This window comes from Pelagovum pacificum (genome assembly GCF_016134045.1).
In the GTDB taxonomy this organism is placed as follows: Bacteria; Pseudomonadota; Alphaproteobacteria; order Rhodobacterales; family Rhodobacteraceae; genus Oceanicola; species Oceanicola pacificus_A.
In genome coordinates, this window is sequence record NZ_CP065915.1 from 672,150 (window position 1) to 690,857 (window position 18,708).

The following is an 18,708-nucleotide window of genomic DNA, read 5'->3' on the forward strand; positions in this document are numbered from 1 at the left end:
ATTTCCTTCGCGAGGCGCGACGGAAGCGTCGCGGGCGCCCGTTGTAGGGGATGTACCGGGCAGGAAGGACCAAGTCCGGGACCACAGAGCAAAGGAAGAACAATGACCTACAAGACAGTCCTTCTGTTGGTGGCGATCGGCGCAGGCTACGGTGTGACGGCCGCGAACGCGCAGGGCCTTGGACCGATGGGCATGGAGCCTCCAACGTTCGAGTCGCTCGACACGGATGGAGATGGCCAGTTGAGCGAGGCCGAACTCCGCGCCCCGGTGCAGGAGCGCTTCGATGCCGCCGACACTGATGGTGACGGCACCCTGACCGCCGAGGAAATGACGGCAGCCGCGGAAGCGATGCGCGCCGAGCGGCAGCAACAGATGGTCGCGCGCATGATCTCGCGGCTCGATGCCAACGGGGACGGGGTGCTCTCCGTCGAGGAGTTCCGGATGCCGGCGCCGCGCCCGACGATGTTCTCCCGTCTCGATACGGATGAGAACGGGGCGATCTCGCCAGCGGAATTCGAGCAGGCGCGGGAGCGGATGCACGCCTTCGCGGAACGTCGCGGTCCGGGTGGTCCCGGTCGCGACCACGGCGGACTGAGGGACGGGCACGGCAACGGCCCGCGCTTCTTCCGCTGACCCCCCGGGGCCCGGCGGTGCCCCTCCGCCGGGCCCGATTGCAGGAAGCGCCTCATGTGTCTAATTCGCTGAGTGTTGTACCAGGGTTCGATAGAAGCTGTGGACGGAGCCGAGGACGAAGACGCGGCGCTGCTGGCGGCCTATGCCTCGGGCGACCTTTCGGCCGCCCGCGTCCTGATGGCACGCCTTGCACCCCGGTCGCTGACACAGGCGAACCGGATGCTCGGCGACCGGTCGGAGGCCGAGGACATCGTGCAGGAGGCGATGGTCCGGCTCTGGCGGCAGGCGCCGGACTGGCGCACGGGGGAGGCGAAGGTCTCTACCTGGCTTTACCGGGTGGTTGCCAATCTCTGCACCGACCGGCTCCGATCCCGGCGGCGGCGCGACGTGAGTATCGACGCGGTGGCGGAGCCCGAAAGCGGGCGACCCTCAGTTGCGGAGGATCTGCAGGCGGAAGCCCGGATGGCGGCGCTGCGCAACGCGCTCGCCGATCTGCCGGAGCGGCAGGCGCAGGCCGTGGCGCTGAGGCATCTCGAGGGACTGTCCAACCCCGAGATCGCAGGGATCATGGACATCGGAATCGAGGCGGTCGAAAGTCTGACCGCCCGCGGAAAACGGACGCTCGCGGCGATCCTCGCCGGACGCAAGGATGAACTGGGGTTCACCGATGACTGAGCCTTTGAACGACCGACAGCTCGACGCGCTGTTCGACACGACGCGGGAGCGCGGAACGATGGATGCCGGCGAGGCCTTCCTCGCCCGGCTGAGCGCGGATGCCGCCGCGGAGATGCCGCGCCGAATGGAAGCACCGCCGTCGCGGGGCGCGATCGGCACGATCTGGGCCGGCATCGGTGGCTGGGCGGGGTTTGGCGGTCTGGCCGCCGCGACTGTCGCGGGGCTCTGGATCGGGATCGCGTCCCCGGCGGGTATCGCGGACTTCACGGACAGCGTGCTTGGCGAAACGATGACCGTGTCGTTCGATCCGACGGCGGCGCTCTTCGAGACGGAGGAGGGCTGACATGTCAATGCCGCCCCCCCGCAGGCCCAACCGCTTCGTCCGGGTGATCTTCGTGCTGTCGCTCGCGCTGAACCTCCTCGTCGTCGGCGTGATCGTCGGGCGTCTCGTCGGTGGGCCGAAGTTCGGCCCGCCCCGGTTCGACATGGCGCTCGGCCCCGTCGGGCAGGCGTTCGAACCGGCCGACCGCCGTGCGATCCTTCAGGGGCTGCGCGCGCGCGACGATCTGGAGCTGCCGTCGCGGCGCGACTTCCGGCAATTCAGCGGGGAGCTTCTGGTCCTGCTGCGGGCCGAGCCCTTCGACGAAGCGGCGCTCATCGAGGCGATGGAACGCCAGCGTCGCCGCTTCTCCGGCCTATTCGAGGCCGTTCAGACCGAGACGGTGGAGTTCATCGCCGGGCTGAACCCGGACGAGCGCGCGGCCTTCGCCGACCGGCTGGAGCAGTCGATGGACCGTCGCGGGCCGGGCAAGCCGGACGGCGCGCGCGGCGACTGAGGTCAGGCAGCGGACGCGGACGCCGAGAAGGAGATCGTATTCCGCCCCGCGTTCTTGGCGGCATAAAGCGCGGCATCCGCACGGCCCACGAGATTTTCGATCCCGACATCCGCGTCATGGTCGCCGCCCATCGTGATCCCGATCGAGACGGTGACGCTGATCGCGCGGCTGGTGCCGGGCAGGGCGAACGGCACTTCCTCGATCAGGCGGCAAAGCCGCGTCGCGGCCATCCGCGCCACGCGCACGCTGGCGTCGGGCATGGCGATCACGAACTCCTCTCCGCCGATCCGCGCGACGAGGTCGTGGGTCCGGGCATTCTCTGCCAGCCGGCGCGACACTTCGACGAGGATGGCGTCCCCGGCGGTATGTCCCCACTGGTCGTTGATCGCCTTGAAGTGGTCGATGTCGAGCACCATCACCGCGAACGGTCGGTTCCGGGTCGATGCGTTCTCGGCCATGTGCTGCATGTGGGACAGCGCGTAGCGCCGGTTGTAGAGCCCGGTCAGCGGGTCGGTGACGGCGGCGCGCAGCCCGTTGCGCAGGGTCGCACGCATCCGGTCGTTGCGGCGCTTGCGCGCCAGCAGGGTGCGGCAGCGGTGCGCAAGCTCCCGCATCCCGACTTCGTAGGTGACAAGATCGTTCGCCCCGAGGTCGAGCACCATCGCCGCCAGCCCCTCCGATCCCTTGGGCAGGATGACGAGCTGCGCGGCATGCCGCGTCTCGGACCGGGAGCGGAGTTCGGTCACGAGGCGGAACACCTCGTTGGAGGCGCGGTCGGCCTCGATGCAGCTCGCGTCGATCACGAACAGGTCGTAACCGCGCTTGTGGTCGCCGGGGCCGAGCGCCTCGTGCGGTTCGATGACGGTGCAGCCGCCGGGCAGGGACTTGGCCACGGCGCGGGACCGGATCACGCCGAGCGGGCTCTTGGGCACGATCATCGCGACGCGGGCATTGCGCAGGTAATCGGCGGGTGGATCGCACAGGCCGAGCGCGCGGGACGTGTCCTCGCGCAGGCGAAGCTCGTTGTCGGCGTCCCGTTCGCGCAGGAGCGACCGGATCCGGGCAAGGAGCAGGATCTCGTTCACTGGTTTCGACAGAACCTCGTCCGCCCCGGCCGCGAGGGCGGCGAGCCGTTCATCCGGGCCGCAGTTCTGGCCGATCGCGATGATGCGCGTCATCCGGGTCGCGAGGCTACGTTTCAGGTCGTCGAAGAGTGCCAGCGCCCCACGCGGTTCGTTGCCGAGGTCCATGACCACGAGGTCGGGCACGGTGGCCGATACCATCGCCCGCGCTTCTGCGATTCCGGTGGCGAGATAGACGTGGTAGTTCGCCGAGGTGAGCCGGACCTTCAGGAGAATGCGATTGGTAGCCGTGCCGTCGACTACAAGAATTCGGGCCGTCATATCGCATCCTTTTCCGATTGGATTATGCTCGTGCCGGGCAGGTTGGTTCCTATTGGTTAAGAAAGGGTTGTGAAGAATGGCGGAGCGCGGAATGTCTCCTGAACGGGCCGAAGCCGTGGCGCTGATGGCACTCGGCTGGCTGGCGAGTGACGAGGAGTTGTGCGGCGTGTTCCTCGGCAGCACCGGGGCCTCCGCGGACGATCTGCGCGCGCAGGCGGGCGATCCGGCGTTCCTTGCGTCCGTCCTCGAATTCGTGACGATGGACGACGACTGGGTGCGGGCCTGCTGCGATGCCAACGGCCTCGATTACGAAACGCCGCTCAGGGCGCGTTACGCGCTGCCCGGCGCCGAGTCGGTTCACTGGACCTGAAGAAAGACCGTCCGGGACGGCAGGGGGACGCGAAGATGGAGATCGACGGGATCGTCTTCGACAAGGACGGCACGCTCTATGATTTCAACGCGACGTGGTCGGGCTGGATGCTGCGGCTGCTGCACGAGGTCTCCGGCGGCGACCCGGTGCTGGTGGAGACACTGGCCGAAGTCGTCTCCTTCGACACCGACCGCTGCCGGTTCCGCAAGGACAGTCCCGTGATCGCCGGCACCGTCGACGAGGTCGCCGCGCTGATGGCGCCGTTCCTCGACATGGGCCCGGCCGAGATGGGCGAGGTGCTGCGCGCGTCCGGGGCAAAGGTCGAACAGCTGCCGGTCTGTGATCTGCCCGCACTGATGGGCGATCTGCGCCGGAATGGCTACGCGATCGGCATCGCGACCAACGATTCCGAATATCCGGCACGCGAACACCTTGAGCGGTCCGCCGTGCTCGACCTGTTCGACTTCGTGGCGGGGGCCGACAGCGGCTTCGGCGCGAAACCGGGGCCGGGTCAGCTGCTCGCCTTCTGCGAGCAAACGGGATGCGCACCGGATGCCTGCGTGATGATCGGTGACAGCAGCCACGACATGATCGCCGCGCGTCAGGCCGGGATGGTCTGCCTTGGCGTCCTGACCGGCCCTGCGGAATATGCCGACCTCGCCCCGCATTGCGACGACGTGATCGAGTCGATCCGCGATCTTCCCGCGTGGCTGGAGGCGCGCAAGGCGGGCTGAGGCGCCCCGAAACGACAGGTCGCGTCGCATTCGACGGGTCCGGCCCGCTGCCGCACGTCGCAGAATGGTCGCAAGGACCAGGAGACGCGCATGGACGGGAACGACAACGGCAGGAACCGCCGCCGCTCGGGCGGCAGGGCAGGCAACGCGGCGCGCCGCGGCACACAGCTCTTCCGGCAGATGCCGTGGCGGATCTCGCAGAACACCGACCGTCCGACCGAACCGCTCGACGAGGAGGGGATCGCCGCGATCCACGACGGCGCGATGCGCATCCTCGAAGAGATCGGCATCGAGTTCCTGAACGACGAGGCGCTGCAGCTCTTCCGCGAGGCCGGTGCGACGGTCACCGACGCCAATGTCCGGATGGGCCGGGACTGGGTGATGGAGATGCTCGCCCGCGCCCCGTCGGAATTCTCGATCACGCCGAGGAACGAGGCGCGGCGCATCGACGTCGGTGGCAGAAACCTGTTGTTCGGCAACGTCAGCTCACCGCCGAACTACTTCGACCTGTCGCTCGGCCGGAAAGTGTCGGGGACCCGCGCGCAATGCGCGGACCTGCTGAAGCTGTCGCAGTTCTTCGACTGCATCCACTTCGTCGGCGGCTACCCGGTGGAGCCGTCGGACATCCACCCTTCGGTCCGCCACCTCGACGTGTTGCACGACAAGCTCCGGATCACCGACAAGGTCGTGCACGCCTATTCGCTCGGCAAGGAGCGGGTCGAAGACGTGATGGAGATGGTGAAACTCGCCGCCGGCCTGAGCGAGGAGGAGTTTCGCGCCCAGCCCCGCATGTACACCAACATCAACTCCACCTCGCCGCTGAAGCACGACCTGCTGATGATCGACGGCTGTCTGCGGCTGGCGCGGCGGGGGCAGGCCGTGATGGTCTCGCCCTTCACGCTCGCCGGGGCGATGGCGCCGGTGACCATGGCGGGGGCTGTGGCCCTCTCGATTGCCGAGGCGCTGTCGGCCATTGCGTTGTTCCAATACGTCGCGCCGGGCTGTCCCTGCGTCTTCGGCACCTTCACCAGCAACGTCGACATGAAGTCCGGCGCGCCTGCCTTCGGCACGCCCGAATACATGCGCGCCACGCAGATGACCGGGCAGATGGCGCGGTTCTACGGTCTGCCGCTCCGCTCCTCCGGGGCATGCGCGGCGAACGTTCCCGACGGACAGGCGATGTGGGAGACGTCGAATTCACTGTGGGCGGCGGTCCAGTCCGGCACCCACATGGTCTATCACGCCGCCGGCTGGCTGGAGGGGGGGCTCGTCGCGAGCCCCGAGAAGTTCGTCATGGATTGCGAAGTGATCCAGATGATCCAGCGCTACATGGAGCCCGCGCTGACCGCCACGACGCCCGATGACATCGCGCTGGAGGCGATCCGTGAAGTCGGCCCGCGCGGCCATTACTTCGGCATCGACCACACGCAGGACCGCTACGAGGAGGCCTTCTATCAGCCCTTCGCCAGCGACTGGCGCAACTTCGAGGCCTGGCAGGCGGCGGGTGGGACCTGGACCGCAGAACGGGCGCACGGCCTGTTCCGACAGATCGTCGACACGTTCGAGCCGCCCCCCATGGCCGAGGACCGGGCCGAGGCGCTGGCCGACTTCGTCGAGCGCCGGACGGCCGAAGGCGGCGCCCCCACCGACTTCTGATCCCCGGGCGGGCTGTTCACGCTTCCGTGATCGGCTGAAACGTCTAACTTTCTTCTGAAACTCCCCTGCGACGGGCTGCGTGGTTGCGCACATATCCGGCAGATGAAGCTGCCGATAACAGGAGAGAGACAGACATGAAGACCAAGATTCTTGCCACCGCCGCAGCCGCCCTTTTCGCCACTGGTGCCATCGCTCAGGACAACCCCACCGTTGGCGGCGCGCCGATGATGGCTGACATGAACATCGTCGAGAACGCGATGAACTCGCCGATCCACACCACGCTCGTCGCCGCCGTCGCCCAAGCCGGCCTCGTCGAGACGCTGCAGGGCCCCGGCCCGTTCACCGTCTTCGCGCCGACCGATGACGCGTTCGCCAAGCTCGACGCCTCGGCCATCGAGCAGCTGATGATGGACGAAAACAAGGACCAGCTGGCCCAGATCCTGACCTGCCACGTGGTTGCCGCCGACGCGATGTCGGACGCCATCATGGGCATGATCTCGGATGACGGCGGCATGCACCCCGTCCCGACCGTTGGCGGCTGCACCCTGCAGGCGCAGATGAACGGCGACGAAATCACGCTGACGGATGAAAACGGCCGCACCGCGACCGTCACCATCGCCGACGTGGACCAGTCGAACGGCGTCATCCACGTGATCGACACGGTTCTTCTGCCGGCCGGCCAGGCGGGCTGAACTTCGTAGTTAACGAGTACCGCAACCGTCCGTTGCAGTCGGGTGGGGGTCGTCCTTCGGGGCGGCCCCCATTCGTTTCAGGGCCTCATTCCTCGGTCAGGCAGTCGGCCAGCTTGCCGGCCATGTCCCGCAGAAGTGCCGGGTAGAAATCCGGGCCCGTCTCGATGCCGCCGCCGAGCGGATCGACTTCCTTCACGGCGATGTCCGTCCCCTCGATCGTCAGCGCGGGCCATTCCGCGCCGGACTGCGGATCGACGAGGATGCAGCGCGTGCCATCTTCAGCGAACTGTTCTTTCAGGGCAGCGATCCGCGCCGGGCCGGGCGCCTGTGCGTCGGACAGCGTGACCGCGCCGGACATCGTCAGCTCGAACCGGTCGAAGAAATAGCCGTAGGCATCGTGGCCGACCGCGAAGGTCGCGTCTCCGGGGTCGCCGAGCTGTGCGGTGATCTCGCTGATGAGTGAAGCGAGGTCGTCCTGCGCCGCTTCGGCATTCTCGGCATAGGTTTGTGCGTTCTCGGGGTCCGCCTCGGAAAGGGCCTCGGCGATGTGGGTCAGCCAGACGCCCGCGTTGAACGGGTCGAGCCAGGCGTGTGGGTCGAAGTCCCCGTGATCGTGGCCGTGTCCGGCGTGCGTGTCATGGTCCTCGTGATCCTCGCCCTCGTGGTCATGATCGTCATGCGCCTCGTCCGCGTGATCATGCTCGTCGTGGTCGTGGTCGTGGTCATCGCCGTCGACACCATGGTCATGCGCGTCCGACAATTCCCGCTTCGGCCAGCCGTCCGTCTCCAGCAATTCGAGCGTCGCGCCGCTGCCAAGCGTCTCTATCGGGTCGGCGAGCCAGGGCTCCAGCCCTTCGCCCATCCAGACGACGAGGTCGGCATCGGACAGCCGTCGCGCATCCGACGGCCGGAAGGAATAGTCGTGCGGCGAGGCCCCGGGCGGCAGCAGGACCTCGGGTTCGCCGACGCCCTCCATCACGCGTGCGACAAGGCTGTGAACCGGCGCGATGTCAGTCATCACGCGGGGCACCTCGGCCGATGCGGAGGTTGCGGCGAGTACTAGGCTGATGGTGGTCGTTCTGCGAATCATCGGGCTGGTCTTCTTGTTGTCAGGGTCGCGAAGGGCTATACTTGAAATGTTATAACGTAACAAGTCATCGGAAGCGGACCATGACGGAAGCCGTCGGATTCCAGAGCCACGATCACGACAACTGCGTCAGCACGGCGCTCGCCTCGGCAGAAGAAATCTGTGCCGCGCGCAAGGTGCAGTTCACCCCCGTGCGGCGTCGCGTGCTCGAGATCCTCCTCGAAGACCACGAAGCGCTCGGCGCGTACGATGTGCTCGCCCGGCTGGAGGCCGAGGGTCTCGGCTCCAAGCCGCCGGTCGCCTATCGCGCGCTGTCGTTTCTGGTCGAGCAGGGCTTCGCGCACCGGATCGAACGATTGAACGCCTTCGTCGCCTGCTCCGAACCGGGGCGCCGGCACGAGGCCGCATTCATGATCTGCCGCGCCTGCGGCACCGTCGCCGAGGCGAAGATGTCCGCGCCGCTGGTCCCTGCCGCCCGGGCCTCCGGTTTCGCGGTTGAGCGCACGGTGATCGAGGCAGAGGGTCTTTGCCCCGCCTGTCAGACAGAGGCCACGCCGGCATGCTGATCGAGGCCAGGGGCCTCAGCGTCCGGCAGGGTGGCCGCGAGGTCCTCAGTCACGTCGACATCCAGGTCGCCCCGCGCGAGATCGTGACACTGGTCGGGCCCAACGGCTCCGGCAAGACCACGCTGCTGCGCGCGCTCATCGGGGCAGTGCCGCCGAGCGCGGGCAAGATCGAGCGCAAGCCCGGCCTGCGGATCGGCTATGTCCCCCAGAAGCTGCATGTCGACTCCACGCTGCCGCTGACGGTTCGGCGTTTCCTCGATCTGCCGCACCGGGTGTCCCGCGCGGAGGCCGAGCGGGCGCTCGAGAGGTCCGGCGCCAGCAGTTTCGCCAAGCAGCAGATGGCGAGGCTCTCCGGCGGTCAGTTCCAGCGCGTCCTGCTGGCGCGGGCGCTGTTGATGAAGCCGGAACTCCTGATCCTCGACGAGGCGACACAGGGCCTCGACCAGTCCGGCTCCGCCGACTTCTACCGCCAGATCGAGGCGGTGCGGGACGAACTCGGCTGTGGGGTCCTGATGGTCAGCCACGAGCTGCACGTCGTGATGAGCGCCAGCACACGCGTCGTCTGCCTGAACGGCCACGTCTGCTGCGAAGGCACGCCGGAGACGGTGACCGCCGCCCCGGCGTGGCGCGAGCTGTTCGGGACGGGCACCGGCGGCGCGCTCGCGCTCTACCGGCACGAGCATGATCATGATCACGATCATACGCACGACCATGACCACGCCCACCATCACGGGACGCCGGGCTGAATGCTGGACGACTTTCTGGTGCGGGCCGCGCTTGCCGCGCTCGGCGTGGCGGTGCCTGCCGGCCTCGTCGGCTGCTTCGTCGTCTGGCGACGGATGACCTATTTCGGTGAGGCGACATCCCATGCCGCCGTGCTCGGCGTGGCGCTCTCGCTCGCCATGTCGGTGTCGGTCGTCTGGGGGGTGGTCGCGGTCGCGCTGGTCATGGGGCTCGCGCTGCACCTGCTGGAAGGGCAGGGACAGGAGACGGGAAGCGCGCTCGGCGTCCTCGCCCACGGGGGCCTCGCCGCCGGTCTGCTCGCCGTGTCGCTGGTGCCGGGGACGCGGGTCGACCTCGACGCCTACCTGTTCGGCGACGTTCTGACGGTGTCGCGCGGCGACCTCGCGGTGATCTGGACCGGTGGCGCGGTCGTCGTCGCGGTCCTGGTGTGGCGATGGTCGGCGCTCCTCGCCTCCACCCTCAGCCCGGATTTTGCCCAGGCCGCCGGCATCGACGCCCGACGCGAGGGGCTGGTGCTGATCCTGCTGATGGCGCTGATGGTGGCGGTGGCGCTCAAGGTGGTCGGCGCGCTGCTCATTACGGCGCTGCTCATCATCCCCTCCGCCGCCGCCCGGGGCCTGACCCGCACACCCGAAGGAATGGCGGCCCTCGCGGCCGGCTTCGGGGTAATATCGGCGCTCGGCGGGCTGTGGCTCGCGCTTCAGTTCGACACGCCGGTGGGGCCGAGCATCGTCTGCCTCGCCGCCGGTCTCTTCGCCGTCGCGTCGGTCGTGGGCGCGCTGAAGCCGCGCTAGCTCAGAGGTCGAGCCAGATGGTCACCGGCCCGTCGTTCAGCAACTCGACCTTCATGTCCGCCCCGAACCGTCCGGTCTGGACTTCGGGACCCAGCTTGCGCAGTTCCTCGGCCAGCGCGAGGTAGAGCCGCTCTGCCTCCGCCGGTGGCGCGGCGGTGGAAAAGCCGGGCCGGTTGCCCCGGCTCGTGTCGGCGGCAAGCGTGAACTGGCTGACGACAAGCGCCTCGCCCCCGGTGTCGAGCAGCGAGCGGTTCATCTTGCCCGCCTCGTCCTCGAAAATCCGCATCTTCGCAATCTTGCCGGCCAGCTTGGCGGGCAGGTCATCGCCATCGCCCTGCATCGCGCAGGCGAGGATCAGGAGGCCCGGACCGATCTCGGCGATCCGCTCTCCCCCGACGGTGACAGAGGCCCGGGTGACCCGCTGGAGCAGCGCCCTCACAGTTCCGAGGCCCAGGGCGGGTTCGCCCCGGCGCGCGACACGGTGACAGCCGCCGCCTTCGCACCAAGCTCCAGCGCAGCGCGAAAGGTTTCTTCGTCGAGGTTGGCGATCCGCTGCTTGGTCAGGCCGCCGCGCGCGTGAAGGCTGGCCAGAACGCCCGCGTTGAACGTGTCGCCGGCCCCGACCGTATCGACGACCTCGGCCTTGGTGGCGGGCACGTCGATCACGTGGTCGATGGAATAGCCCGTCACGCCATGCTCGCCGCGCGTGATGAGCACGAGGTTCGGTCCCATCCCCAGCAGGCGTGAGGCCAGCCGACTGATTTCGCCGTCGCCCTCCAGCCAGTGCAGGTCTTCCTCGGACATCTTCACGATGTCTGCGGCCTTCAACATCCGCTTCAGCCGGCCCCGGTAGGCTTGCTCATCCTTGATGAAGCCGGGGCGGATGTTGGGGTCGATCATCGTCACGGCGCGCGGCGCTTCGCGCAGCATCAGCGCTTCGTAGGCGCTGCCGCAGGGCTCGACCGCGAGGGAGATGCCACCGAAGAACAGCGCGCGCTGCGTGACTTCGGGCAGGTCGGCCTCCGACAGCATACGCCCGGCGGTGTTGTCATCGTAGAAAAGGTATTGCGCGTTGCCGTTCGTCAGCCGCACGAAGGCCAGCGTCGACGGCCGGTCCGAGATCACGGCGGGGGAGGAATCGACGCCGCTTTCCGAGAGCGAGCGCAGCAGTATCTCACCGAAGAAGTCGCTCGAAATGCCTGAAAAGAAGCTCGTCGGCGCGCCGAGACGGCCGAGCGCGACCGCCGTGTTGAAGACGGCACCGCCGGGGGCGGGCAGAAACGCGGAGTCGCCGGCGTCGGTCTGCCGCGGCAGCATGTCGATAAGGGCTTCGCCACAGGCCAGGATCATCGGATGGTTCCTTGTCGTTCAGGTCGCGCGCGGACAATGGCCTCCGGAGCGGTCGGGCGCAAGAAGACTGCGACCGGAAGTTGAACGCGGGCCTAGCCGTTGGCGTAGAGATACCCCACCCCGGCGGCGACGATCAGCCCGAGGATCACAGCGAACGCGATCTTCCACGCGGAGTAGGGCCGCTCGCCCTGCACCTTGCCGGTACGGCCGTTGACGACGAAGCGGTAGCTCTTGCCGTTGTAGCGGTAGGCGGCCATCCAGACCGGCAGCAGGATGTGCTTGAAGGTCACGTCCCGCACGTCCGTCGAGATGTCATGCACCCGCTGGCGGTCGCCACCGATGTCGTACTTCACGTCGCGCAGGATCATCCGGTCCATGTAGTCGCGCGCCTCGGCAAAGCCCTCGTCCAGCTCGACCTGGTACGCCTCGGCCCGGAACCCGGCGAGGAACTCCGGTTTGTAGGGTTCGAGCTCGGACAGGTCCCACGGGGCGAGCCCGTCGGTGTAGCTTTTCGGCAGCGAGCGCGAGGCCAGCACCAGCACATCGTCGAAGAACCGCGCGACCTGTCCGGCGGCGCTGTACCACCGCGTCTTCCGCTCGCGGATCGTCTTCCTCTCGCCACCGCGCGTGACGGTGCGGGTGACGTAGTAATCCTCGCCCCGCTGGCCGGTGTAGCGGCTGGTCGTGTCGGCATCGAATGTCCAGTAGGGGACGTAGATCCCGTTCAGTTTCCGGCCCTTGCGGGCATATTGCTTGAGCCCGTTCGGCGCGAACCAGAGCCGGCCCAGCCACTTCGTCATCTCGTCGCGGGCCTGTTCCTCTTCCAGCCCGAACGGCAGGAGGCCGCGCGGCTTGATGTGGCGGCTGGTGCCGGTGCCGGTGACGACGGGCGTCGCGCAGAAGGGGCATTCGGTGGCGTGCGTCGCCTCCTCGAACTCGACCTCGGCGCCGCAGTTCGGGCATTTGACGGTGCGCGTCTCTTCGATGTCGGCGGCATCGACCTGACCGCGCAGCGCCGCCTCGAAATCGAGCTCCCGGATCGATCCGCCCGCCCAGGGGCCGTCTTCCTCGATCGGTTGGGTCGCGCCGCAATGGTCGCAGATCATCCGGTTGTCGCCGGGATCGAACCGCATGTCCCCGCCGCAGGTATCGCACGGAAAATGATGTTCCTCGGCCATGTCCGGATCGTCCCCCGTTTCAGACGCCGGCCACCCTATTGCCTCGAACGGGAAAGAAAAGCCTGCAAGTGCCGCCGACGGCATGGTATTTGGCAACCGACCCGGACCGGACGGAGGAGGCACGGTGCCCCGCTTTCATCTCACCCTTGTCGCGTTGGCGATGCTGCCCCTCGCGGCGGCGGCCGATACGGCGACCTACAAGTTCAAGTGGGCCGGCTCCGACGGCTACCGGATGGACGGCGTGATGTCCTTCGACGCGACGCTGTTGTCCACGCGCGAGCGGATCACGCATGACGATCTGGATTGCTTCGCGATCTCCGGCACGCACGAGGGCGCGCCGATCGGCACATGGGGCCTGGCGGAACTTCTGCCCGAGACGACCTGGTATCTCGAATTCGACGTGGCGAGCGAGAGCTTCACCTTGCCGAACTCCGAGACGGCGGTAACGCAGGGCTGGAACATGAACGGCACCGGAAACGACTGCGGAGTCGACGGCTTTGGCTTCAACCTCGGCAATTATGCCCAGGACATCTGCGTCGACAACGAACTGGTCGTCGCCTCTCAAGTCGATCCGACCGCGCCGTTCCCGGCGGTTCGCGACGACGGCTTGGCGTTGCCCGCCAACGCCTGTCCGGGCGCAGTGCTCATGATGAAAAGCGGCCGGTAAGACGGGGCAAGTCCAGTCGTTCAATCAAGGTCGGCCTGCCGCGTCGCTTTTTGAGCGACCGGACGATCACCCCGCTTTTTTCGTGTCGCACCTGGCACTCTCCTCCGAATTGCCGGCCAGCATCGCGCCCGAGAGGTCGCGGTAGAGCGCCGACCACGCCCGCTCATCGTCCCCGGACCAGCCCGGCACATGCTCTGCCAGCGTCTGGATCAGGACCAGTCCGACGACATCGTAGTGAACCGGCATCGCGCCATAGCTCGCGTGGCGCCGCCCGAGCTCATGCAGGGCCGGCAGCAGCGTCTCAAGGTCGTGGATCGACCGGATCGCCACCATCAATGTCGAGGCAAGCTTCTCAGCCTGCCGGTCGAGATCGTCGGGAAACAGCGGCCGCACACTGGGTGCCTGCCGGAACAATCGCTCATAGAAGTCACGGCAGAACAGTTCCGGCGCGAGGCGCAGAGCCTGGAAACTGGTGTTGATACGCACTTTCTGGTCTCGGTCGAGCATGGCGGCCCTCTCACGGTCGCCGACAGCATCCCCCGAAAAGATTTAGAAAGTGCGAATCTCAGGGAGGCGATCCGGGAATGCGCCTCCGGGTCCGTCAGGTCGCCAACCGTCGACCGCTGCCACGATCCGGTGCCTTGCGCGTCTGCGCAGCGGTGAAACCGGGCGAGCGCTACCTCAGGCGCCCGGCGGCGGGGGAGGGGGCGGCGGCGGCATGACGGTGAAGAGCTGCGCCAGCTCGCTGACGTCCTCGGCCCGCATCCAGCCATCCTGACCGGCGGTCCAGACCAGCGAATCTCGGGTCAGGCTGCCCTCGGTCGCCATGCGCCCCATCGCGGCCTTCGAAAAGGGACCCTTCGTCTGGCCGTTCTCCGCGATGTGCCAGACATGCTCGACGGGGGGCGGGGGCGGCGCGGGGGCGGCCGCCGCGGGACCGGGCTGGACCTGCTGGCCCCAGGGTCCGGCGCCGCCCTGGTTCATCATCATGCCGCCCATCTGCATGCCGAGGCCTGCCCCCATGCCCGCGCCCATCGCGTCGCCCATGGTGCCGCCCTTGCCCATCGCCTCGGCGGCCTTCCATTTCATGTGATCGTCGAGATTGCCGGCGATCCCGCGTGAGGTCCGCTCGTCCAGCGCCTTCTCGACGGCGGGCGGCAGCGAGATGTTCTCGATATAGAGCTCGGGCAGGGTCAGCCCGTACTGCTTGATCGTGCCGCTGATCGACTCCGCCACCAGCTTGCCGAGCTCGGCGGTGTTCGCCGCCATGTCGAGCGCCGGAATCCCGGACGAGGCCAGGGCCCGCGATACTTCCTGCACGATGATGTTGCGGATCTGGAAGCTCACCTCGTCCATGGTGAACTCGCCATCGGTGCCGACGATCTCGGTCATGAAGAGGCCGGGCTCGACCACCTTGATCGTGTAGGTCCCGTAGGCGCGCAGGCGGATCGGCCCGAACTCCGGATCGCGCAGCATGATCGGGTTCTTGGTGCCCCACTTCAGGTTGGTGAACCGGTTGGTGGAGACGAAATAGACCTCGGACTTGAAGGGCGACCGGAACCCGTGGTCCCAGTGCTGCAGCGAGGTCATGATCGGCATGTTGTTGGTCTCGAGCATGTAGAGACCGGGGGAGAAGACGTCCGCAAGCTGGCCCTCATGGATGAAGACCGCGGACTGCCCCTCCCGCACCGTCAGCTTGGCGCCGTACTTGATTTCATGGCCGTGACGCTCGAACCGCCAGACGATCGTGTCCCGGGTGTCGTCCGTCCAGTGGATGACGTCGATGAATTGGCCGGAAAGAAAGTCGAAAATAGCCATCCCCGGAGCTCCTGTGTCGATGTTGTCGCCAAGACAGTAGGCATGGTCAGCCGCCTTGCCAACTGCACGTATTCCTGACCTGCTCTCTCATCTGGCCGGAAATACCTCCGGGGGGTCCGGGGGGCAGCGCCCCCCGGCGTCTCAGCTGGAGCTGCCCTTCAGCTCGTTGGCGATCGTGCGCACGATCGGCGCGGCCTCCGGGGCGAGCATGCCCGGCCGCAGCCGGCGGTCGTAAAGAATTCGCAGCATCAGCTCGTCCTGCGTGGTCAGCAGGGCGAATTCCTCGTCGTCGTTGAAGATCGACGGCCGCGCGGCGGGGCTGTCGTTGGCGAGGCCGAGCCCCTGCGCCAGCTCCTCGTGGACGCAGGACAGCCGCAGCAGGTCGGGATGTTCCGCCCGGATCAGTGCCACGGCGCGGGTGTAGCTCGCGCTGTTGCCCTGGCTGAACGCAAGCACGAGGCAGAGCGTCCCGCGGGATTGCGTCTGGAACGCGCGGATCGACCCCTCGGTGATGCCGGGGATCAGCTGGCGAAGACGGTCGGCACTCTCCAGCCGGTCGTCTTCGGTCAGGATCAGCACGTGGAAGTTCGGGTTCGCCTCGTCGTAGCTGATCTGGTGGCCCGTCGCCCGTGCCAGCCGCCCGACGTAGTTCTGCACCGACGCCCGGTCCTCGGCGCGCTGGTCCGCCGGCACGCGGGCGCCGAACTCGACCCCGAAGCGCACGGGGATTTCCCACCGCCGCAGGCGGCTCTCCGTGGTCTGGGCCCTGAGCTGATCGTTCTCCGAGACATACTCGTCATAGAGCGCGATCTGCTCGAAGTTGCGCGCCAGCATGGTCGAGGTGAAGGGCGTGTCCGGTCCGCCGCCATCGGTGCGCAGCAGGCCGCGCGACGTCAGGTCGTTCTGCAGCCGCTGGTAATAGAGCGCCAGGTCCTGGCTGCGTTGCGAAAAGCCGGTTTCCCGGCTTTCGGGCGGCGGCGAGGTGACGGGCGCCGCGGGCGGCGGAGTCGTCGTGACTGCCACCTCCGTGATCGGCGCGTCGGAACAGGCGGCCAGCCCGATGAAGGCCGCCGCCGTGATGTATTTCGCCGTCGCGCCGATGATCCTGGTCATCAAGCCCCCGTGGATTGTCCGACAGTTTCGCCGAGTCCGGTCTGCTTCGACTTCGCAGAGGCAAGCGTGTCCTTCAACTCGGTCTCCATCTTCTGCAGTTCGGTTTCCGCCTCGGCCCGCTTGCGCTTGCCCTCGTCGGCGATCTCGAGGCTCTCGTTGATCGTCGCGATGAGGTTGGCGTTGGCCGCCTTGATCGCCTCGATGTCGAAGACGCCGCGCTCCATCTCGGTGCGGATCGTCTGGTTCGCCTGCCGCAAATTCTCGGCATTGGCGGTCAGAAGCTCGTTCGTCAGGTCGTTCGCTTCGCGCACGGCGCTCGCGGCTTCGGAGGACCGCTGGATCGTCACGGCCTGCGCCAGCTGTGTTTCCCACAGCGGCACGGTGTTGATCAGGGTCGAGTTGATCTTGGTGACCAGCGACTTGTCGTTCTCCTGCACCAGCCGGATCGAGGGGAGCGACTGCATCGTCACCTGCCGCGTCAGCTTGAGGTCGTGCACCCGGCGTTCCAGATCGTCGCGCGCGGCGCGCAGGTCGCGCAGCTCCTGCGCCTTCATCACACCCTGCTCTTCGGGGGCGGCCTGAACCTCGGCTTCCTTGGCGGGGATCGTCGTCTCGTCCAGCTCGGCAAGCTTCGCCTCGCCGGCGGCGATGTAGATCGCCAGCTCGTCGTAGAAGGCGAGCGTCTTCTCGTAGAGCATGTCGAGGCTCTCGATGTCCTTGAGCAGCGTATGCTCGTGACGCAGCAGGTCGTCGGTGACCTTGTCGATCTGGGCCTGCACCGTCTCGAAACGTGCGGCGAACTTGGCCGCCGGGGCGACCTTGCCGGTCAGCTTCTCCCAGAAGGACTGCTTGCGGCGCATGTCGAGCTCGGAGACGTTGAAGCCCCGGATCGTGGTCACGATCTCGCGCAGCGAGTCACCCGCCGGGCCGACGTCCTTGTTCTTCACGCCTTGAAGCATGGACTGGGAAATCGTCTGCAACTCGGCCTGTGCGCCGGACCCGAACGCGATGATCGAGTTCGTGTCGGTCATGTCGATCTCGTCGATCCGCTTCCTGATCTCGGCGGTCGTCGTCTCGTCGGCCTGGTCGATCGCGACCATCTCACCCTTGGGTTCTGGCAATACCACGGCGGTCACCTTCTCCACGTCGGCGAGGGCGGTCTGTGCCTTCGCCATGTTGTTTGCGGTGGTTTCGGACATCCTCGTTCCCCTTGCTCACGCGCGTCGTCAGACGCCTTCCCGCTGCAACCTGTCCCGCAGCACCTTGATCTCGATATCCATGTCGGTCCGGTCGTCGAGCATCATCTGCTCCGTCCGGGCGGCGAAGTTCTTGTCGAGGTCGTCGAGCAGCGCCTCGTAGTCGGCGCGGGCCTCCGGATCCTTGCGGCGGTTCCAGAGGTCGACGAACTTAATCGTCGCGTCCTTCGCCCCGAGGAGGTAGACGCCGAGGAACTTGCGCGCCCCGGTCAGGTCGCGCGGGTCCTCCTCCACGGTACGGATCATGCGGCGGGCGGTCGCGCAGAAGTCGGCCACCCGGTCCTGCAGCGCGCGAGCATCGGTCGTCTGGATCTGGGCCCACATGGTCGCCAGATGTTCCTCCGCCTCGTCCACCACGCGGGCGACCCGGTCCTGCTGGAACGTGTCGATCCCCTCGATATGTTTGTCCTTCAGCGGGTCGATCCCGAAGGCGGTGAGGTGCAATGCCCCCGTCGCGACTCCGTAGAGGATCGAGCCGACGATACCCGCACCGCCGGTCCAGCCGGCAACCGCGATGCCGAGTCCGGCGAGCAAGGCTGCCGCGATCTTGCGCGGCATGGCGGGGCGACGGGCGACTTTCCGGGCGTTGTAGGCGGCCTCTGCCCGCAGCCCTTCGCGGAGCAGCCACGCGCCGAGCGTGAGGATCGCCGCGCCGGCCAGCGAAAAGACCAGCACGACGGGCCCGTCGTTGAGCGAGGTGACGGCCAGCAGGAACGGGGGCACGAACATCAGGTTCGCGCGCATCCCCGCCGCGTCGCGGGGCGCCTCGTTCAGCGGGGCGCGGGGCGGGCGGCTCTTGCCGCCGCCTTCGGTCGGGCCGCCGGGGCTGTATGTGCCGCCGAAGCGCTTCGCCATCAGACCGCTCCGAGCCAGCCGGCGGAAACGCCTGCCATCAGCGCGAGCAGCAGGACATACGCGACGAGTTTCAGCGTGCGGGGCATGGGATCGTCAATCTCCGTTCCTGCGGACCCGGGCCGTGCGGCGCTTTCGGGCATCGCACGGCGCGTGCGCCGGCCCGGCCGGGCGAAGTCCATGATCGCCTGCGCCGCCATGATGAGCGCCGCCAGCAGAAGAAGGCCCAGAATGAGTCTGGTCATGTCCGATCAACTCCTTGCCTCCCTGAGACAATAGGTGCG

At 67.4% G+C, this 18,708-nt stretch carries 23 protein-coding genes; 12 read left to right on the forward strand and 11 right to left on the reverse strand.

What is annotated here, in order from left to right; all coding sequences use genetic code 11:
• Positions 1-102: 102 nt before the first annotated feature.
• The 4 genes from I8N54_RS03475 (at position 103) to I8N54_RS03490 (ending at position 2,144) form a co-directional block, all read left to right on the forward strand.
• The gene (locus I8N54_RS03475) at positions 103-633 is read left to right on the forward strand and encodes an EF-hand domain-containing protein (RefSeq protein ID WP_140193903.1); all 531 of its coding nucleotides are present in this window, start codon (positions 103-105) and stop codon (positions 631-633) included.
• A 99-nt stretch (positions 634-732) separates the two neighbouring features.
• Positions 733-1,308 (forward strand): RNA polymerase sigma factor, encoded by a 576-nt coding sequence (locus I8N54_RS03480; protein ID WP_231592509.1) that lies wholly within the window; start codon positions 733-735, stop codon positions 1,306-1,308.
• Positions 1,301-1,651, forward strand: coding sequence for a hypothetical protein (locus I8N54_RS03485; protein ID WP_140193902.1), 351 nt, complete (start codon positions 1,301-1,303; stop codon positions 1,649-1,651). The genes I8N54_RS03480 and I8N54_RS03485 overlap by 8 nt, the downstream gene beginning before the upstream one ends.
• 1 nt (position 1,652) lies before the next feature.
• Positions 1,653-2,144: a periplasmic heavy metal sensor gene (locus I8N54_RS03490; protein WP_140193901.1), complete on the forward strand. Its 492-nt coding sequence runs from the start codon at positions 1,653-1,655 to the stop codon at positions 2,142-2,144.
• Positions 2,145-2,146: 2 nt separating this feature from the next.
• On the opposite strand, the gene I8N54_RS03495 is transcribed toward I8N54_RS03490, so the two are convergent.
• Positions 2,147-3,547: a diguanylate cyclase gene (locus tag I8N54_RS03495; RefSeq protein WP_140193900.1), complete on the reverse strand. Its 1,401-nt coding sequence runs from the start codon at positions 3,545-3,547 to the stop codon at positions 2,147-2,149.
• 91 nt (positions 3,548-3,638) lie between these two features.
• On the opposite strand from I8N54_RS03495, the gene I8N54_RS03500 reads away from it, so the two are divergent.
• The 4 genes from I8N54_RS03500 to I8N54_RS03515 all read left to right on the forward strand — a co-directional run bounded on the left by I8N54_RS03500 (position 3,639) and on the right by I8N54_RS03515 (position 6,999).
• Positions 3,639-3,917, forward strand: a complete 279-nt coding sequence (locus tag I8N54_RS03500; protein ID WP_140193899.1) for a DUF3572 domain-containing protein — start codon at positions 3,639-3,641, stop codon at positions 3,915-3,917.
• Positions 3,918-3,952: 35 nt separating this feature from the next.
• Positions 3,953-4,651: an HAD family hydrolase gene (locus tag I8N54_RS03505; protein WP_140193898.1), complete on the forward strand. Its 699-nt coding sequence runs from the start codon at positions 3,953-3,955 to the stop codon at positions 4,649-4,651.
• 90 nt (positions 4,652-4,741) lie between these two features.
• Positions 4,742-6,307 carry a trimethylamine methyltransferase family protein gene (locus I8N54_RS03510; RefSeq protein ID WP_140193897.1) on the forward strand — a complete coding sequence of 522 codons (1,566 nt, stop codon included), beginning with the start codon at positions 4,742-4,744 and terminating at the stop codon, positions 6,305-6,307.
• Between the two features lie 134 nt (positions 6,308-6,441).
• Complete coding sequence (locus I8N54_RS03515; RefSeq protein WP_140193896.1) at positions 6,442-6,999, forward strand: fasciclin domain-containing protein; 558 nt, start codon at positions 6,442-6,444, stop codon at positions 6,997-6,999.
• Positions 7,000-7,084: 85 nt separating this feature from the next.
• On the opposite strand, the gene I8N54_RS03520 is transcribed toward I8N54_RS03515, so the two are convergent.
• Positions 7,085-8,089 (reverse strand): zinc ABC transporter substrate-binding protein, encoded by a 1,005-nt coding sequence (locus I8N54_RS03520; protein WP_140193895.1) that lies wholly within the window; start codon positions 8,087-8,089, stop codon positions 7,085-7,087.
• Positions 8,090-8,169: 80 nt separating this feature from the next.
• Between I8N54_RS03520 and I8N54_RS03525 the strand changes: the two genes are divergently transcribed.
• The 3 genes from I8N54_RS03525 to I8N54_RS03535 are packed head-to-tail and all read left to right on the forward strand — an operon-like array spanning position 8,170 to position 10,190.
• On the forward strand, positions 8,170-8,652 hold the full coding sequence (locus I8N54_RS03525; protein WP_140193894.1) for a helix-turn-helix domain-containing protein: 483 nt from the start codon (positions 8,170-8,172) through the stop codon (positions 8,650-8,652).
• Positions 8,646-9,398 (forward strand): metal ABC transporter ATP-binding protein, encoded by a 753-nt coding sequence (locus tag I8N54_RS03530; RefSeq protein ID WP_140193893.1) that lies wholly within the window; start codon positions 8,646-8,648, stop codon positions 9,396-9,398. Before I8N54_RS03525 ends, I8N54_RS03530 begins: the two co-directional genes overlap by 7 nt.
• Entirely contained in the window at positions 9,399-10,190 is a 792-nt protein-coding gene (locus tag I8N54_RS03535; RefSeq protein ID WP_140193892.1) for a metal ABC transporter permease, read from the forward strand.
• A 1-nt stretch (position 10,191) separates the two neighbouring features.
• Here I8N54_RS03535 and dtd read toward each other — a convergent pair whose 3' ends face one another.
• The 3 genes from dtd to I8N54_RS03550 all read right to left on the reverse strand — a co-directional run bounded on the left by dtd (position 10,192) and on the right by I8N54_RS03550 (position 12,718).
• Complete coding sequence (gene dtd / locus I8N54_RS03540; protein WP_140193891.1) at positions 10,192-10,629, reverse strand: D-aminoacyl-tRNA deacylase; 438 nt, start codon at positions 10,627-10,629, stop codon at positions 10,192-10,194.
• Positions 10,626-11,540, reverse strand: coding sequence for a carbohydrate kinase family protein (locus I8N54_RS03545; RefSeq protein WP_140193890.1), 915 nt, complete (start codon positions 11,538-11,540; stop codon positions 10,626-10,628). Before I8N54_RS03545 ends, dtd begins: the two co-directional genes overlap by 4 nt.
• A 92-nt stretch (positions 11,541-11,632) precedes the next feature.
• A complete protein-coding gene (locus I8N54_RS03550) occupies positions 11,633-12,718 on the reverse strand; it encodes a primosomal protein N' (replication factor Y) - superfamily II helicase (protein ID WP_140193889.1) in 1,086 nt (361 codons plus the stop codon).
• 124 nt (positions 12,719-12,842) lie between these two features.
• Between I8N54_RS03550 and I8N54_RS03555 the strand changes: the two genes are divergently transcribed.
• Positions 12,843-13,385 carry a hypothetical protein gene (locus I8N54_RS03555; RefSeq protein WP_140193888.1) on the forward strand — a complete coding sequence of 181 codons (543 nt, stop codon included), beginning with the start codon at positions 12,843-12,845 and terminating at the stop codon, positions 13,383-13,385.
• Positions 13,386-13,451: 66 nt separating this feature from the next.
• On the opposite strand, the gene I8N54_RS03560 is transcribed toward I8N54_RS03555, so the two are convergent.
• From I8N54_RS03560 to I8N54_RS03585, 6 genes are all read right to left on the reverse strand, one after another.
• Complete coding sequence (locus I8N54_RS03560; protein WP_140193887.1) at positions 13,452-13,892, reverse strand: globin domain-containing protein; 441 nt, start codon at positions 13,890-13,892, stop codon at positions 13,452-13,454.
• A gap of 174 nt (positions 13,893-14,066) precedes the next feature.
• Positions 14,067-15,203 carry an SPFH domain-containing protein gene (locus I8N54_RS03565; RefSeq protein WP_140193886.1) on the reverse strand — a complete coding sequence of 379 codons (1,137 nt, stop codon included), beginning with the start codon at positions 15,201-15,203 and terminating at the stop codon, positions 14,067-14,069.
• A 141-nt stretch (positions 15,204-15,344) separates the two neighbouring features.
• A complete protein-coding gene (locus I8N54_RS03570; RefSeq protein WP_140193885.1) occupies positions 15,345-16,316 on the reverse strand; it encodes a DUF2927 domain-containing protein in 972 nt (323 codons plus the stop codon).
• A complete protein-coding gene (locus I8N54_RS03575) occupies positions 16,316-17,515 on the reverse strand; it encodes a toxic anion resistance protein (protein ID WP_140193884.1) in 1,200 nt (399 codons plus the stop codon). The genes I8N54_RS03570 and I8N54_RS03575 overlap by 1 nt, the downstream gene beginning before the upstream one ends.
• Before the next feature lie 27 nt (positions 17,516-17,542).
• A complete protein-coding gene (locus I8N54_RS03580; protein ID WP_140193883.1) occupies positions 17,543-18,427 on the reverse strand; it encodes a 5-bromo-4-chloroindolyl phosphate hydrolysis family protein in 885 nt (294 codons plus the stop codon).
• On the reverse strand, positions 18,427-18,669 hold the full coding sequence (locus I8N54_RS03585; RefSeq protein ID WP_140193882.1) for a hypothetical protein: 243 nt from the start codon (positions 18,667-18,669) through the stop codon (positions 18,427-18,429). The genes I8N54_RS03580 and I8N54_RS03585 overlap by 1 nt, the downstream gene beginning before the upstream one ends.
• Between the last annotated feature and the right edge of the window lie 39 nt (positions 18,670-18,708).

Coding starts and splice junctions, on each gene's coding strand:
- I8N54_RS03475 (WP_140193903.1), top strand. CDS start 103: ATGACCTACAAGACAGTCCTTCTGTTGGTGGCGATCGGCGCAGGCTAC.
- I8N54_RS03485 (WP_140193902.1), top strand. CDS start 1,301: ATGACTGAGCCTTTGAACGACCGACAGCTCGACGCGCTGTTCGACACG.
- I8N54_RS03490 (WP_140193901.1), top strand. CDS start 1,653: ATGTCAATGCCGCCCCCCCGCAGGCCCAACCGCTTCGTCCGGGTGATC.
- I8N54_RS03495 (WP_140193900.1), bottom strand. CDS start 3,547: ATGACGGCCCGAATTCTTGTAGTCGACGGCACGGCTACCAATCGCATT.
- I8N54_RS03500 (WP_140193899.1), top strand. CDS start 3,639: ATGTCTCCTGAACGGGCCGAAGCCGTGGCGCTGATGGCACTCGGCTGG.
- I8N54_RS03505 (WP_140193898.1), top strand. CDS start 3,953: ATGGAGATCGACGGGATCGTCTTCGACAAGGACGGCACGCTCTATGAT.
- I8N54_RS03510 (WP_140193897.1), top strand. CDS start 4,742: ATGGACGGGAACGACAACGGCAGGAACCGCCGCCGCTCGGGCGGCAGG.
- I8N54_RS03515 (WP_140193896.1), top strand. CDS start 6,442: ATGAAGACCAAGATTCTTGCCACCGCCGCAGCCGCCCTTTTCGCCACT.
- I8N54_RS03520 (WP_140193895.1), bottom strand. CDS start 8,089: ATGATTCGCAGAACGACCACCATCAGCCTAGTACTCGCCGCAACCTCC.
- I8N54_RS03525 (WP_140193894.1), top strand. CDS start 8,170: ATGACGGAAGCCGTCGGATTCCAGAGCCACGATCACGACAACTGCGTC.
- I8N54_RS03530 (WP_140193893.1), top strand. CDS start 8,646: ATGCTGATCGAGGCCAGGGGCCTCAGCGTCCGGCAGGGTGGCCGCGAG.
- I8N54_RS03535 (WP_140193892.1), top strand. CDS start 9,399: ATGCTGGACGACTTTCTGGTGCGGGCCGCGCTTGCCGCGCTCGGCGTG.
- I8N54_RS03545 (WP_140193890.1), bottom strand. CDS start 11,540: ATGATCCTGGCCTGTGGCGAAGCCCTTATCGACATGCTGCCGCGGCAG.
- I8N54_RS03550 (WP_140193889.1), bottom strand. CDS start 12,718: ATGGCCGAGGAACATCATTTTCCGTGCGATACCTGCGGCGGGGACATG.
- I8N54_RS03560 (WP_140193887.1), bottom strand. CDS start 13,892: ATGCTCGACCGAGACCAGAAAGTGCGTATCAACACCAGTTTCCAGGCT.
- I8N54_RS03565 (WP_140193886.1), bottom strand. CDS start 15,203: ATGGCTATTTTCGACTTTCTTTCCGGCCAATTCATCGACGTCATCCAC.
- I8N54_RS03570 (WP_140193885.1), bottom strand. CDS start 16,316: ATGACCAGGATCATCGGCGCGACGGCGAAATACATCACGGCGGCGGCC.
- I8N54_RS03575 (WP_140193884.1), bottom strand. CDS start 17,515: ATGTCCGAAACCACCGCAAACAACATGGCGAAGGCACAGACCGCCCTC.
- I8N54_RS03580 (WP_140193883.1), bottom strand. CDS start 18,427: ATGGCGAAGCGCTTCGGCGGCACATACAGCCCCGGCGGCCCGACCGAA.
- I8N54_RS03585 (WP_140193882.1), bottom strand. CDS start 18,669: ATGACCAGACTCATTCTGGGCCTTCTTCTGCTGGCGGCGCTCATCATG.